The sequence below is a fragment of the Pseudodesulfovibrio sp. 5S69 genome (assembly GCF_037094465.1).
In the GTDB taxonomy this organism is placed as follows: Bacteria; Desulfobacterota; Desulfovibrionia; order Desulfovibrionales; family Desulfovibrionaceae; genus Pseudodesulfovibrio; species Pseudodesulfovibrio methanolicus.
Genome location: NZ_CP146609.1, coordinates 2,501,318 through 2,515,255 on the forward strand (window position 1 = coordinate 2,501,318; position 13,938 = coordinate 2,515,255).

17 protein-coding genes are annotated in these 13,938 nt (G+C 58.2%); 4 read left to right on the plus strand and 13 right to left on the minus strand.

Features of this window, described 5'->3' with window-relative positions:
• Positions 1–2 precede the first annotated feature (2 nt).
• The 13 genes from V8V93_RS11860 to V8V93_RS11920 form a co-directional block, all read right to left on the minus strand.
• A complete protein-coding gene (locus tag V8V93_RS11860) occupies positions 3–2,231 on the minus strand; it encodes an AAA family ATPase (protein WP_338666822.1) in 2,229 nt (742 codons plus the stop codon).
• Positions 2,183–2,665 carry an ERCC4 domain-containing protein gene (locus tag V8V93_RS11865; protein ID WP_013258639.1) on the minus strand — a complete coding sequence of 161 codons (483 nt, stop codon included), beginning with the start codon at positions 2,663–2,665 and terminating at the stop codon, positions 2,183–2,185. Before V8V93_RS11865 ends, V8V93_RS11860 begins: the two co-directional genes overlap by 49 nt.
• Positions 2,665–3,138: a DUF669 domain-containing protein gene (locus tag V8V93_RS11870; RefSeq protein WP_013219083.1), complete on the minus strand. Its 474-nt coding sequence runs from the start codon at positions 3,136–3,138 to the stop codon at positions 2,665–2,667. Before V8V93_RS11870 ends, V8V93_RS11865 begins: the two co-directional genes overlap by 1 nt.
• Positions 3,139–3,150: 12 nt before the next feature.
• Positions 3,151–3,921 carry an ATP-binding protein gene (locus tag V8V93_RS11875; RefSeq protein WP_022661692.1) on the minus strand — a complete coding sequence of 257 codons (771 nt, stop codon included), beginning with the start codon at positions 3,919–3,921 and terminating at the stop codon, positions 3,151–3,153.
• 26 nt (positions 3,922–3,947) lie between these two features.
• Entirely contained in the window at positions 3,948–4,964 is a 1,017-nt protein-coding gene (locus V8V93_RS11880) for a PD-(D/E)XK nuclease family protein (RefSeq protein WP_049675235.1), read from the minus strand.
• The gene (locus V8V93_RS11885; RefSeq protein ID WP_049675234.1) at positions 4,961–5,299 is read right to left on the minus strand and encodes a hypothetical protein; all 339 of its coding nucleotides are present in this window, start codon (positions 5,297–5,299) and stop codon (positions 4,961–4,963) included. The genes V8V93_RS11880 and V8V93_RS11885 overlap by 4 nt, the downstream gene beginning before the upstream one ends.
• Before the next feature lie 104 nt (positions 5,300–5,403).
• A complete protein-coding gene (locus V8V93_RS11890; protein ID WP_049675233.1) occupies positions 5,404–5,988 on the minus strand; it encodes a sigma-70 family RNA polymerase sigma factor in 585 nt (194 codons plus the stop codon).
• A 195-nt stretch (positions 5,989–6,183) separates the two neighbouring features.
• Complete coding sequence (locus V8V93_RS11895; protein ID WP_013258644.1) at positions 6,184–6,510, minus strand: hypothetical protein; 327 nt, start codon at positions 6,508–6,510, stop codon at positions 6,184–6,186.
• A gap of 320 nt (positions 6,511–6,830) precedes the next feature.
• Positions 6,831–7,895 carry a hypothetical protein gene (locus tag V8V93_RS11900; RefSeq protein ID WP_049675232.1) on the minus strand — a complete coding sequence of 355 codons (1,065 nt, stop codon included), beginning with the start codon at positions 7,893–7,895 and terminating at the stop codon, positions 6,831–6,833.
• On the minus strand, positions 7,888–9,054 hold the full coding sequence (locus V8V93_RS11905; protein WP_049675231.1) for a hypothetical protein: 1,167 nt from the start codon (positions 9,052–9,054) through the stop codon (positions 7,888–7,890). The genes V8V93_RS11900 and V8V93_RS11905 overlap by 8 nt, the downstream gene beginning before the upstream one ends.
• 23 nt (positions 9,055–9,077) lie before the next feature.
• Entirely contained in the window at positions 9,078–9,269 is a 192-nt protein-coding gene (locus V8V93_RS11910; RefSeq protein WP_152961354.1) for a hypothetical protein, read from the minus strand.
• Between the two features lie 17 nt (positions 9,270–9,286).
• Positions 9,287–10,186: a permease gene (locus V8V93_RS11915; RefSeq protein WP_049675230.1), complete on the minus strand. Its 900-nt coding sequence runs from the start codon at positions 10,184–10,186 to the stop codon at positions 9,287–9,289.
• Positions 10,187–10,236: 50 nt separating this feature from the next.
• A complete protein-coding gene (locus V8V93_RS11920; protein ID WP_049675229.1) occupies positions 10,237–10,665 on the minus strand; it encodes a MarR family winged helix-turn-helix transcriptional regulator in 429 nt (142 codons plus the stop codon).
• Positions 10,666–10,985: 320 nt separating this feature from the next.
• On the opposite strand from V8V93_RS11920, the gene V8V93_RS11925 reads away from it, so the two are divergent.
• From V8V93_RS11925 to V8V93_RS11940, 4 genes are read left to right on the plus strand one after another with little or no spacing between them, the layout of a single operon-like run.
• Positions 10,986–11,228 (plus strand): hypothetical protein, encoded by a 243-nt coding sequence (locus V8V93_RS11925; RefSeq protein WP_041248519.1) that lies wholly within the window; start codon positions 10,986–10,988, stop codon positions 11,226–11,228.
• A gap of 34 nt (positions 11,229–11,262) precedes the next feature.
• The gene (locus tag V8V93_RS11930; protein ID WP_013219093.1) at positions 11,263–11,787 is read left to right on the plus strand and encodes a DUF2924 domain-containing protein; all 525 of its coding nucleotides are present in this window, start codon (positions 11,263–11,265) and stop codon (positions 11,785–11,787) included.
• Positions 11,780–13,366, plus strand: a complete 1,587-nt coding sequence (locus V8V93_RS11935; RefSeq protein ID WP_049675228.1) for a recombinase family protein — start codon at positions 11,780–11,782, stop codon at positions 13,364–13,366. The genes V8V93_RS11930 and V8V93_RS11935 overlap by 8 nt, the downstream gene beginning before the upstream one ends.
• Positions 13,363–13,785 carry a hypothetical protein gene (locus V8V93_RS11940; protein WP_013258651.1) on the plus strand — a complete coding sequence of 141 codons (423 nt, stop codon included), beginning with the start codon at positions 13,363–13,365 and terminating at the stop codon, positions 13,783–13,785. Before V8V93_RS11935 ends, V8V93_RS11940 begins: the two co-directional genes overlap by 4 nt.
• Positions 13,786–13,938: the final 153 nt, after the last annotated feature.

Genomic DNA, 13,938 nt, shown 5'->3' on the forward strand with positions numbered 1-13,938 from the left:
ACTCATTCGGCCTCCGCGACACGGGCGAAATCGGCTTCCGCGTGCTGGGCGGCGTCCAGATACAAGGGCAGGAAGGTCCGGCGGTCATCCACTTGACACCGCTTGGCGCAGTTCTGGATGCCCCAGTGATCACCCAGAACAATGGCGGTGCGCCGGGCGCGGGTCACCCCGGTGTAGAGCAGATTGCGGTGGTGCATGAAGGAATGCGCCTTGTGGACCACCACCACGGCGCAGGGGAACTCGGAACCCTGGGTTTTGTGGATAGTGAGCGCATAGGCGAGCTGCAGATCCTGCAGGTCGGGCGACCCCTTTTCCATCTCCACGGGCATGCCGTCGAAGTCGATGACCAGGGTGCCGTTCGCGAGGACATCGACCACATAGCCGATGGCACCGTTCATCACATTCAGGTCGTAATTGTTCCGGGTCTGGATGACCTTGTCGTGCTTGAGAAACGGAGCGCGGCGGCCCATGGCGACCGGCGGTACCTCGGCGTTCCAGAGCTTGCGCTGGATGAGCCGCTGCAGTTCCTCGTTCAGTTCCTTGGTGCCGAGCGGCCCCTTGTGGGTCGGCGTCAGCACCTGCACGTCCTTGATGATGTCGAAACCCAGGGCGTCGAGCCGCTCCTGAAACAGCTCCAGCAGGAACGAGCGTGCCGCCATCGGGTCGGTGAACTGATCCACCAGATACCAATCCCGGCATCCGGCCACCGACGCCTCGCTGGTCTTGCACACCTCGCCCTTGAGAACGGCGGTGCAGTTCTCCTTGAGGACGCCAGCCTGGCGCACGACCTTGTCGAGGATGACCGTGGGGATGGCGCGTGTCTGGATCAGATCGCGCAGTATGTTTCCGGGTCCCACCGGCGGAAGCTGGTTGTGGTCCCCGACCAGCAGCACCGTGGTCCGCGACAAATCGACCGCCTCGAACAGGTGCCAGGCCAGCGGCACGTCGACCATCGAAAACTCGTCGACCACCAGGACGTCGGCATCGATGGGGTTCTCCTTGCTGCGCGAGAAACCCTTGCCGTCATAGCCGAGCAGGCGGTGGATGGTGGTGCCGCTACGGCCGCTGACTTCCTCCAGGCGTTTGGCGGCCTTGCCGGTCGGCGCGGCGAGCACGACCTCCAGATCGCTCTCCTCGCAGATGGTGTTGATGACTGAAATGGTGTAGCTCTTCCCCGAACCGGCTCCACCCGAAATCAGGCTGATGCTGTATTGGAGGGCCGAGCGCACCGCTTCAAGCTGCTTCTCGTTCAGCGTCGCCGCGCAGCGCCGAATCAGGGCATCGAGTTTCTTGACGGACTGGAAATGCAGGTTGGGTGTTTCGGCCTGGCCGAACAGCGAGGCCAACTCCCGCTCCATGCGGACGATCTCCGGCAGAGCGACCACGAAACGACCGCCGTGGGAATCGCAGGCAAGCGCCTGTTCTTCGATGAGCGCGTCGAGGGCGCTCTCGATACGAACCCGGCTGTCCAGGGCATCCATGACCAACAGCAGATTGGCCTGGTCGACCAGATCCTCGTATTCGATCCAGCAGTGGCCATTGTCCAGAGCTTCACGGACGCAGAAATTCAACCCGGCCCGGATACGGGGAACGTGGTCCTTGGGTGTGCCCAGCTTGCGGGCAATCTTGTCGACCTTCTTGAAGCCGAATCCCCGGATCTCCCGAATGAGGATGTACGGGTCTTCCTTCAGGATATCGAGGCAGTTGCCGCCAAGCCTTTCGACCAGGGTGGTGACCTGATGATGGGTCAGGCCGAATGCCGACAGCCAGGCCATGACGGTGTTGACGCTACGGTTCTTCAACCATTCGTCACGCAGCCGCCGGGCCGCGTCCATGGGTAGCCGGGCTTTGAGCGCAATGCGCTCGGGGTCATTCAGAAGGGTTTCTTCAAAAGCGTCGCCGAAACTCTCGACGATCAATCTGGCCTTGGTCGGACCAATGCCCTTGATCTCCGGATGGTTGGCCAGATAGTGGATCAGCCCCTCCGGATCGAGTTCGAGGTCGTGCTCCATCCCGTCGACCTTGAACTGACGGCCGTATTTGGGATGGGTGGCCCACGACCCGAGCAGGACCACAGGCTGATTTTCCCGGGCGAACAAATTGCCCGCGAACTGGACTTCCTCACCGGTCGGGGTGAGCAGTCGGCCTGCGGAGAACTTGGGTCCGGCATAGTAAACGCGCTCTATTCTTCCCCGGAGTCGCGCCGGGTTACTCTCATTTCTTTTTGGCATCTCGCGATCCTCCGGTGAAAACGTGTCAGGTACTCCTCGACAAAACGGCAGGCGGCCTGCCGGTCCGAGCAGAAGTAGACGGGGACACCGAAGTCGACGACGATGGAGGCGACCGTTCCAATCAGCGCATGCGGGTGGGCATCGCTGCGGTAGCGGCCATCGACCAGATCGCGAAAGTTGCACTCGACAACCACGCAGGCGGATTCGTAGGCGGAGAGCTTTTCTAGCTCGCGGTGAAACCGCTTTCGCCCCCGGATGACGGTGGAGACGAAATCCGTCAGGGATTTGCGCTCCACCGCCACCCGTTCCTCAAGGCCGACCAGTGAGTAATCACCGGCGGGCAGCGCCTTGCGAACCGCCGAAACCTTGTCACTATCGAAGCTGTAGGGCTCCTGTTCGCGGGTGTCGACGACAACGGTGATCCGGTCCATCATCAGAACGGGATCATGTCGTCCATCGCCGCGCCGGGAGCTCCGGCATCGTCGGCCATGACAATGCGACGGTTGAAGTAGATATTCTCGTTTTCACCGCGAGTGCGTTTGGTCACCTCCAGCTTGATGTTGAGAAGCTGCTCGAGGTGGCCCGGGAGGTCGGAGAGCTTCTGAAGCTGTAGCCCGCAGGTGTAGAGGTCCTGCTTGAGCCACTTGATGTTCTCGTTGCTGGCCATGACGTTGTTGCGCCAGAGCAGACGGCCCTTGTGGGTCGGCGCGAGAATGCGCAGGGTCCACTTGAGCATGGGGTTGCCCGAGGTCTGGGCGCGGGTCAGTTCGACCCGGTCGACGTTGACCTGGTACTTGCCGTCGGGGACGGCCTCGAACTCGCGTTCCTCGACTTCGGCGGTTTCAAAGGCGTCGTCGAACTGCGCCAGGTCGAGGTTGCTGCTGGATTGGTTTTCGTAGTGTTCCATGATCGGATCTCCTTACTGTTGGGGTTTCGCCGCCGCACTCGCGGTCGGCTCCGGCTTCGGCCGGGCGGCACTCGCCGCAGCTCCGGCTGCCGTGTTGTTGAACGCTTTCATGAAGCTCGAAAAATCGAGGGGGATGACTTCGGGGAGTCGGCCGGTGCGGTCACCGGCGTCGTAGTTGGGACTGGGCTTGGTGCGCATCACGCGCTGCCAGACCGGCTTGCCGTCCTCGCCGGTTTTCATGTCCAGGTCGCAGAACAGGATCAGGTCCACCAGACCGGTGACCAGCTTCCGCGCCTTTTCCGGCAGCGTCGGCACGATGCGGGTGTGTTTGCCGGTCCGGGTCTCGATGTCCCGCTCCTGGGAGTGGGAGATCAGGATCAACCCATAGGGCAGGAAGGCGAGCTTGTTGATGACGCGCTGGAACTCGTTGTTGATCAGCGCGTAGCCCTTGCCGTAGCCCAGGTCGGATTCGTGCTCGATCTTGAATTTCTTGCAGACGTAGTCCGAGCACATCTTGTAGGCGTTATCCACCGTGTCGACGACGATGGTCTTGAACTCGTGCTTGCCCTCGGCGATTTCCGCGCAGGCCTGCAGAAGATCGTCCCAGCAGGTGATCGGGGTCTGAAACACCTCCAGGGCGTTCAGGCCCGGCTCGGTCGCCAGGAACAGTGCATCATCGGCCTTGGAGCACCAGGTGCTCTTGCCGATCTTGCTCGGGCCGTACACCAGAGCGGTGAGGTCCGAGAGCGTGTGTTTGGGTTTGCTTTTGGTCTTGGGAAGCATGGCTTCGTCTCCTTATGGTTGGGATTTCAAAACACCGGAGCGGCGTCTTCACCGGCTCCGTCCCGCAGCTCTTCGTGCGGGGCGATCCGTTGGAAATGGTTTTCGATGACGTTGGGGTTGCCGCCCGAGCGGCAGAGCTGGAAGTAGGCGCAGGGCCTTCCGTACTGGAAGCAGTAGCTGGTGTTGCGGTAGAAGGTGTCGCGCCGACGGGCGTCGAGCATGGCCTTGGAGAGTTCCCACAGCTCCGCCCGCAGTTCCTCGAACTGGTCGCGGGAGATGTAGAGCACCTCGCGGTGGAACATGCCCGTCTCGAGGTACTTCTCCTGGAGCCGCTGCTGGAAGGTGTCGTCGTCCTCCGGCAGCTTGCGCTTGGCACTGCTTTTGCCGGTTTTCGACTTGGCGATCAGCTCCGCCCGGCGGGCCTCGAATTCGGCCTCGGTCTCACCCTTGCCCTGGCGCAGCTTGGCCTTGACCAGGACGTTGTAGATGATGCCGCTGACCGTGATGCCGAGGGTCTGCTCCAGGTACCAGGCATAGAGGATGATCTGGAAATCGGTCCACAGCCGCTCCAGGTAGCTGGCGTCGATCTGCGAGGCGGTTTTGTGTTCCAGCAGGAAATACTGGCCATCCTGACGGACGATGCCGTCCACCTTCCCGGCGAGAATGAAACTGCGCGAAGTCGCGCCGGTCGCCGGGTTGACGATGGGGCCTTCGAAGGTCTTTTCGAGCGCGACGACCTCGAAGTCTTCGGCCGGGTAGTGTTCCGCATAGGCACTCATCATGGCCCTGGCGAGATGCCAGTCGGCCTGTTGATGGTCGTCCTGCGCCCGGTTCGGATAGGTCCGGTCGATGTGGTCGAGGACCTTGGCCAGATCCCGCTCGCCGTGCCAACATTCCAGACAGTCGTGGATGACCGAGCCGAAGGCCAGATTGGGGTCGCGCTCGAGTGGCACCAGCTCGTCGATATAGCGCCATTTGCAGGCCATGCGGCAGTTGCGGAACAGCCGCCACATGGAATAGGTGGTGGTCATCAGCTCGCTCATACCGCCACCCCCGCTTCGGCGGCGGCTGGCGCTGCGCGATGCTTGGAGGCGCAGGCGCAACCCGACGGTTGGGTTCGTTCGATCAGGACCGAGCGTTCGCCGTATTCCTTGGTGGCGAAGCCGGTGAAGATGCGGGCGAGGTCGCTGCCGACATCGGTGGAGGCGTCGATCACGCAGGTACGGCGGGCCTTGTCCAGATTGAACCGGCTCTCCATCCGCACACGGGAACGGCCATGCAGGCTTTCGACGGCCAGCATCGCCAGCATGAAAGTGTCTTCCAGTTCCTGGGCCGGGACCGACTCGTCAAAACGGTACTTGTAGGTGTCTTGAGTCATGGTTGAACTCCTCTTTTGTTCAGGTTCTGATTTCCGAGGCCCCGGATAGCCGCACCATGCGGCACGGTGCTTACTTACCGGAGCCGGAGTCGATGCGTCGGAGATCACAGGTAGTCGGTAAGGCCAGCCTCGCTGAACGCGTCCCGCAGCTTGCTCAGCCGGTCGTAGAGGGTGGTTCTGGGAATGCCCATCTCGCGAGCGATTTCGGCCATAGTGCTGTCGTGCAGGCGTACGCACAGATCCCGGAGTTCTTCCGGCAGCGAGGCGATGGCCCGGTCGAGGTCCATGCGGATCTCATGGGCGAGGCGCTCCCTTGTCTCACGGGTGCCGCTTCCCAGAGAGCCCTCGCTGTCCAGGAAGTCGATTCGCTCGGTGGTGTCGCCTTCGCCGTTGTCGAGGGGTTCGTTGAGTGAGGTTTGGCAGAGCCGCCAGTCCCGACATTGGGCGAACCGGGCCTCCAGGATGGTGGAGATGTGACGTTCGACGATCCGGGCCATGAAGGTGGTCTTCTTGGCCTTGGCGGGATTGAAATGCCGCATCCGCTGCAGCAGATCGATCATCAGTTCCTGTTCGAGGTCGGGTCTGTCGTCCTCGGTGAATCCGGCCTTGCCTACGAGTTGACGTGCTTTGTGCCGAATGAGGTCGGCGGCATACTTGTCGATGCCGTCGTAAGAATTCTGAGAAACCATCGGGGCCTCCTCGGAGCGAGGAGGAGTTCCGCGTGGGTGTCAGCACGGGCCAGATCACAGGACAAAGCTGTCGCGTGGGCGAAGGGGTCGCAGGTACGCCGCCAATTGCCGTATTCGGCTCGGCGACACCCACAACAGCCTCCGCCATGCGTCCAGCTTGTTGTCCAGTGTCTAAGGGTTCAGGTCGTTACGTGTTCAGGCTGCCCGTTCCTCGATGCGCATCAGGAACGGCAGACCGTGCTTGATCTCGAGCAGGCAGACTTTTCCGCTGCCCATCTGCGCGAGGTGCTCCAGCAGCGTCACGACCTCTTGCTTGAGGATGAAGTCATCTTGGTCGCGCTCAGGCCTGGGACCGCTCTGTCCGCCCAGCTTGATCTCGCGCTCGATGACCGTGTCAGGGGTGAGTTCCGGCTCGCCGTCGCGGACCGGAATGTTGGTGATGCGGCCGAAGTTGATGTCCTGCATCAACTCGATGAGTCGCCGCTTCGGTGGGGTGAGATGTGCTTTACTTGTCTGGTTCATGCCGAACCTCCTTCATTTCTGGACCGACCGGGAGACAGGTCCGGCATGAATTTCCCGGGTGGCGGTCGTGAACTCTTTGTGTTCACCAGACCTGTCACCCTGCTTTGGCGAATTTTCGTTACGACCCCGAAAAACGCCCTGGCTCAAGGAGGAGGAAAGCCCGTAAGGCTCTGATTGGTGGTGGGTTTACAGAGGAAAATTTTTTTAACTTTTTTTGCCCGGCCCCAGTGAAATTTCACCGGGCGGGCCTCCAAGACGCAAAAAGCCCCGATCCAGAATCCTGAATCGGGGCTTTAATTTCGCTTGGATATTAAGGGTGGTCAGTAGACCTCGGCACCTTCCGGGAGGATGCGGAACTTGCATCGGTAGGTCTTTGTATCCTTGACCCATTCGATGGGATCATCATCGAGCCGGAAGAATTCACGCAGGTGCTTCGACAACTCTTGCTTTTGTTTCTTCAGTTTGTCCGAGGCGTATCGGCTGTGCCAGTCGATCTCGCCACTGGAGTTGGCAAACCCCTCAAGCAATTTCCATTGCTCGGTTGGATTGCCATTCTTCCTGCTCGCCATTCCCATTTGCGTATAGGTGTATCGACCGCTCTGGTCTCCCGCCCATATTGTGACGGTATGGCCATCGCGGAACTGAATCTTGATTTGTGGCCATGTGGTGCCCGGCGGTGTCATGAAAAACACTGTGCCGCCTGAATCCGGCCCAGGCACCTGATCGATAAGGGGAGCGAATATCTCAGTCTTGTCCCGACAGGTCAGGAGTCGTGGCGCATCACCCAGGTACAGATCTTCGTTCAGCGCGACGAAAAGGCTGTCTTTCTGCGCCAGCAGTGTTTCAACTGCAGGACTCAGATGAAGGCGCGTGGGCGCTATTACAACAAAGGGTTTGGGGGTCGAAAGGCATAATGATCGGACGACCTCTACCAGCGCGTCCTTGCTGTCCTGCATTGTCAGCACAACGGGGAAGTCCATCCCAGCCGTGGGTATGAAATCGCCCAGTCTCCATGTGTGGGGCAGGCCATCGAGTTTTGCCTCTCGGTGTTCAATTCCCATGGCCGTGCAGATAGCGCCATTGATGGCTGACTGCTTGAGCCGGTAGATCAGCGTCTGCCGTGGAGAGAGTTGGATGGCCGCGTGTTCTTTTTCGATGCAGACGGCTCGGATGTCGGTCTTCGCATGGGTGATCACACTACGTGGGCATCCCAGGCCACATTCCGTCGGGCAATCCACAGCGGTCGCGTGATTCTTGGTCAGTTGAAGAAAATTGTCCCGAAACAATGGATACCGGTCCCAACCGGAGAGCGCCTTATCCCAATCGAACAGCGCCGCCGACTTTCCAGGCAATGTCTCCAGGTATGCCCAGAAGGGGTCACTCATCCGAGGCCCCTCCGGCTCCGACAATAAAGCCCCTGAGTCCGAGCCAGCGCTCGATAACCTCGGCATCACCATCCCGCTTGAATTGCGCTCGGTTACCTGAACTCAAGGTGACCGACCTGGGCGTCTTGGAACCGTCGAATTTGATCTGGAAGCTCGCCTTGACGATCTTGCCTCCAGCGGGAAGGGTCTTATCCCGATCTCGGAGAGAAGCGAACATGTCCTCGGATCGCCGGATTTCTATATCCTTGTGTGCGCCACCCCAAAAAAACTGAACCTCTTTCAGTCTGACGTATTCAATGCCTTCCACGTCGTCACAAAGAAGCGCTTCTTCCCCGATCTGCCGTAGTGGCTCGAGGTCGAATCGGCTGCGCTCGCTAAAGAACTCTTCGTTGCCGAACAGATGCAGCCCGAATTTCTTCCGGTAGAGCTCCTTCTCGCCCTTGGTTTCGGCGTTCATGCGGATCTCCCCAATGACGGGGTTGTAGGTAAGCACGTCGAATTTTTCAGGGCGGAAGTACTGACTGGTGGACTCACCGGCCTCAATGACCGCCTCACGAGCATAGGGCTTCCCGTGGCGCACGAGGAACCATGTGTGGCCTTCTTTCGGATAAACGAACACCTTGGAATACTTGCCCCGACGCTTCTTAGAAAACCATTCGTCAAGATCGGCTTCAAGGGCCGCGAGGGTTTCCTCCGATGGCAGCACGAAATCTGGCAGCGGGTTTTTCTTGGTCTTGAAATACTCGAAGGACCTGACGTTCATGAAGAACTGTTCGGCGTGTACCTTCTCGATGATTTCCCGATCAGCCATCCAGACCTGTATAGCCAAGTCTGCCGGTGCGGCGTTCTCCCCAATTTCCACGTCGATGTCCGTTCCAGCGATCTCATCCTGAATGGAGTCGAATCCTTCAGGAGTCGAAACTTCATTTACATAGAACAACGCCTCTGCAAGGTCGTCTGGAGTTGAGCCGTCCGGGGTCAGCAAAATGTGACTGAGCGCGTTGTAGTCCAGGCCATCTTCCTGCTGGACTGGTGGCAACTCTACGCCGCGAGCTGAAAAATAGGCGGCATGAGGCTCCAGAAAGGCAATGAGATGCTTCCTGTCGATTCGCCGGAGCATTTCCGGCTTCGAAAAGCGGCGTAGGTTGAAAGTTGCCATCAAATACTCCTGTCGTTTTATCGTTACTCCTTGTTGTCTTTATCCTTTTTTACATCAATATCCGTCGGTGAACAACAACAGCAATTCGCCGCAGTTTTTTTTGGAGGCGAAATTTTATCTTCATTTGAATCGACTTCTTCAAGCTCCAGAGAGCAACAAGAGGATTTTTGTCCGAAGATTTTTTTGAAAAAGCTGGTCTTTTTTTCGTCTTGCATGGTTTTCTCCTTAAAAATTAGAGGATTGTGTTGAATACGTATCCGCCCACAACTGCTGTTGTCCAGATGACAATGACGATTGCGCCAACCAAACGTTTTCTAAAAATACTTGCCAGCATAGCCATTTCGGGTATCGCCATGCCTGCGCCGCCGATAATTAGAGCGATAACCGCTCCCATGCTCATGCCTTTTTGCGACAAGGCCAACCCAATCGGGATGGCTGTTTCGGCCCTGATGTAAAGCGGGACGCCAATACTGGCCGCGATAGGAATAGCAAATGGGTTGTCTGGACCGGCTATGTTTGTCACGAAGTCTTGAGGAATGTATCCGTAAATCCCAGCACCGATTGCGACACCGACAAGAAGATAAATGAGGACCGCTCTAAAATCGCCCCAGGCGGAGATAAATGACGCTTTTAACTTAGCCGAAAAGTTTAAGGGGTTTTCGGATTCACCGGGTGCGCCACAACAACTCGGTTTGACCCTGACCTTTTTAACGTAGTTCGCCCCACCGATTTTTTCGAGAATAACGCCGAATAGCATCGACCCCCCAAAAGTGACTCCGAAATAGAGTAAGCACGCTTTTATCCCCATCAGTGCCCAGACCATACTGATAATGATGGGGTTGAGCAGAGGTGAAGCGATGACAAATGACATAACCGGCCCAAATGGTGCCCCGGCATTCAGCATGCCAAGCGTCATTGGTATAGTTGAGCATGCGCAAAAGGGGGTGAGCGATCCAACCACGGCACCCAAAAAGTTGCCCCATATCCCCCGACGCGAGAGCCACTGTCTGAGTTTTTCTTGCGGTATATACGTTAATACCAAAGCAACAATCGTGCTGATGCCCAAAAAAAGCACCGTCAATTCTGCGGTGATGATCAAAAAATATTGAATGGTACTGATCAGGTTGTTCATTCCAAAATTCTCCATTATGGTTGACATCGTCAACTTTAAGCGCAAAAAAATCAGCCCTTCAGGGCAGTTGCCATTGCCTTGAGCATATTAACGGTGTCTGCCACTGAGTGCTCCGGCATCTTTGCGGCAATGGTATGAAATTGCTCCATGTAACGTGTATTCGCGGACGACAGGACACGTTCTCCGGACTTTGTTATTTCCACGCAGCAGATCCTTGCATCTTCATGGGATTTAATCTTCTGGACATATCCTTTCTTTTCAAGCCGGTTAACAATTCTGGTTGCACCGCTTTTTGTAAAGCCAAGCGAATAACCGACATCTTGTACGGCGCATTGAGATGTGGTGGAGATTTTGTCCAGTGCTATGAATTCCGGCATGGTAAGGTTTTCGCAGCATTCGCCATTCAAACCCTTGGGGCCAAAATGCCAAGCAATCTCGATTAATGCTCTGCTTATATCCGAAATCGTGCTTTGCGTCATGTAACCTCCATTTGAGTGAATCGCCTTAAGGCCCTTGTCGAACCTTTATGCAATGTCGAACGGTAATATAGCTCTATTGGTTGACGATGTCAACCACTTTTGAGAAATAATCTCACACCTGATTTCCGACACTTCCATGAGCCCCTCGGTAGGTAATGCCTGAAGAAAGCCGGTTTGAAGCCGGACGAACAGTTAGAAACCAGATAACCGACCAGAGGCGGAGCTGAGGCGGTTGTGGGTGCCATCGAACGCGCATCCCGACCGCCACCGTTTTCTGGCATCCACACCATCCAGTCCCCCGGTCCCACCGGAGGTGTTCGATGTTGGATGTCCAGGAAATGAATGATGGGCCGGGGACGGATGACCTTGGCGAAAACGGCAAACCCGGCCGCTTGTCGGGTGAGGCGAGGCTCCAGTCAGCCGCCTCCATTCTGGCCACGGCGATCCTGCGCCGAAAGGCAAAAAATGCATGTGTGGGCAATGAGTTAGAGGTTTTCGAAGATTCTTCCCCTGTGCTCGGAGAAGGACTTGATTCATTGCCGGAACAGAGCATTCATTCATGACAACTCGTCCGGAAACCAAAATAAGGAGTTGAAAATGAATGAGTTACAGAACGCCGCCACCGGCGGCAAGAATCAGGACCGAACCCGAAACTCAGTCCTTCGGCAGATGGCCCTGCTGCAATCCATGTCCCTGGAACAGCTCCGGGAAAAATGGCTCGACCTCTACGGAGAAGAGCCACCCCAGTACAAGAAACAATTCCTCATCAAGCGGCTGGCCTATCGCATCCAGGAGCTTTTCTACGGCGGGCTGTCCGAACAGGCCAAGGTCCATCTCCAGCAGGCCGCCAAGGAGGACCCGGTCGCCACTGTCAATCGACGCATCCCAGAAGAGCGGAAATCGAACGAAGCGATCCTGCCCGGGACCAGACTGGTGCGGGTCTGGAACGACCGGCGCTATGAGGTGATCGTCCTTGCCGATGGCTACGAGTTCGAAGGCCGCACCTTCCGGTCGCTCAGCGCGGTGGCCAGGGAGATCACCGGGACCAGGTGGAACGGCAAGGTCTTTTTCGGACTGAAGAAGGTTTACGGCAGAAAAGCCGAGGGAGGTTCGGATGCTTGATAACAGCAATGTCGCGCCGGGCAAAAACAAGACCCTGCGCTGTGCCATCTACACCCGCAAGAGCCACGAGGAAGGTCTCGAACAGGAGTTCAACTCGTTGGATGCGCAACGGGAATCGGCGGAACACTATATCGAAGCCCAGAGGATGCGTGGCTGGACGGCTCTGCCGGATCGCTACGACGATGGTGGATTCTCGGGTGGAAACATGGAGCGCCCGGGGCTGCGTCGCCTGCTGGCGGACATCGATGCCGGGAAGATTGACGTGATCGTGGTCTACAAGGTCGACCGGCTGTCCCGCTCGCTGCTGGACTTCATGAAGATGATCGACCTCTTCAACGAGAAGGGTGTCAGCTTCGTCTCGGTCACCCAGCACTTCAGCACCACCGACCCCACCGGCCGAATGTTTCTCGGCATCCTGATCACCTTCGCCCAGTACGAGCGGGAGGTCATTGCCGAACGCATCCGGGACAAGGTGGCGGCCGCCAAGCGCCGGGGGAAATACTGCGGCGGCGTACCCATTCTTGGATACGACGTCGACCGGAACAACAAGAAGCTGCTGGTCAACCCGGATGAAGCCAGGACGGTGCAGTACATCTTCCGCCGATTCATCCAGATCGGCTCGGCCAAGAAGCTGGGCCAGGAATTGAACGAACAGGGATACCGCACAAAAGCCTGGACCACCAAGAAAGGCAAGGTTCGCGAGGGCTCAGAATGGAATACAGGCCACATCTACCGGCTGCTGAACAACCGGGTCTATATCGGCGAGATTGCCCACAAGGATCGCAGCTACCCCGGTGAGCACGAAGGGATCATCGACCGGGCGACCTGGGACAAGGTGCAGGCCATCCTGGAGGACAACAAACCGGTCAAGGTTTCCATGGCAAGAACCAAAATGGTCGCCCCGCTGAAAGGCGTCATCCGCTGCGGCCACTGCGGATGCTCGATGGGACCGACCTACGCCCGCAAGAACGGCCGCCACTACACCTATTACATCTGTCAGAAGGACAGCAAGCGGACCGTGAGCCGGTGCCCCCTCAAACGGATTCCCGCCGGGGACATCGAGCAGGCGGTAATCGAGCAATTGAGCGCGGTGTTCCGCACGCCGACACTGGTAGCCAAGACCTACTTCGCGGCCCGGGACATAGAGCAGGCGGAGCGGGAGCGGCTGTTCAAGCAGAAAGCCCAACTCGAGATGGAGCTGTCGCAGGCGCGGGAGCAGGCACTCGAACTGATGAAACCTGGCAGCGATCATCCGGGCAAGGCCGAGATGCTGACGACGGTCAACCGCCAGGCAGTCGAGCTCTCGAAACAACTGACCCATGTGAGCGAGCGCTGCAGAGCTTACCAGGGGAACAGCATCACGGAACAGGATGTGTCGGAGGCCTTCCAGAATGTCGAGGGCTTCTGGGAAGACCTTTTCCCGGTGGAGCGGAATCGCCTCATCCGCCTCCTGGTGGACAAGGTGGAGATCCGCGAGACCGGAATCGACATGGAGCTGCGCACCAACGGATTGACAACGCTCATCGCCGAACTGGCCGGTCTGGCATGCGAAGTCACTGAACGGAGGGCAAGCCGATGAAAATGAAGCCGACCATTACCGTAGCCGACAACGGCAACCTGCAGATCCACATCCCGATGCTGATCCGGCGCATGCGCGGCCGCAAGACGGTCATCGCTCCCCAGGCCCTGGATGGGGATATCCCCGGGGCGCAGGAGCCGGTGCAGTCCGCCGTCCTCCAGGCGCTGGGAAGGGCCTTTTCCTGGGCCGACATCCTCGAATCCGGGCAGATCAAGTCCATCAGCGAGCTTGCCCGTACCCTCGACGTCGATGGCTCGTATGTGGCCCGCATTCTCAAGCTGACGACCCTGGCCCCCGACATCGTCGAAGCCCTGATCAACGGCGAGGAACCAAACGGGTTATCGCTGGCCAAGCTGACCCAGACCTTTCCCGAGGACTGGGCCGAGCAGCGCCGCCAGTTCGGCTTCGCCACCGACTGACGACCGGACCGGAGACCGCCCCAGAGAGCCGACCATCAGCGTCGGCTTTTCTTCTTTAGGGGGCAGGAAGCCGGAGTTGACCGCGCTTCTTTTCATGGCCGAGGCGGGCGATTTCGAAAAAAACGTCCGGTTGCGGCATCGAACGATGACCTA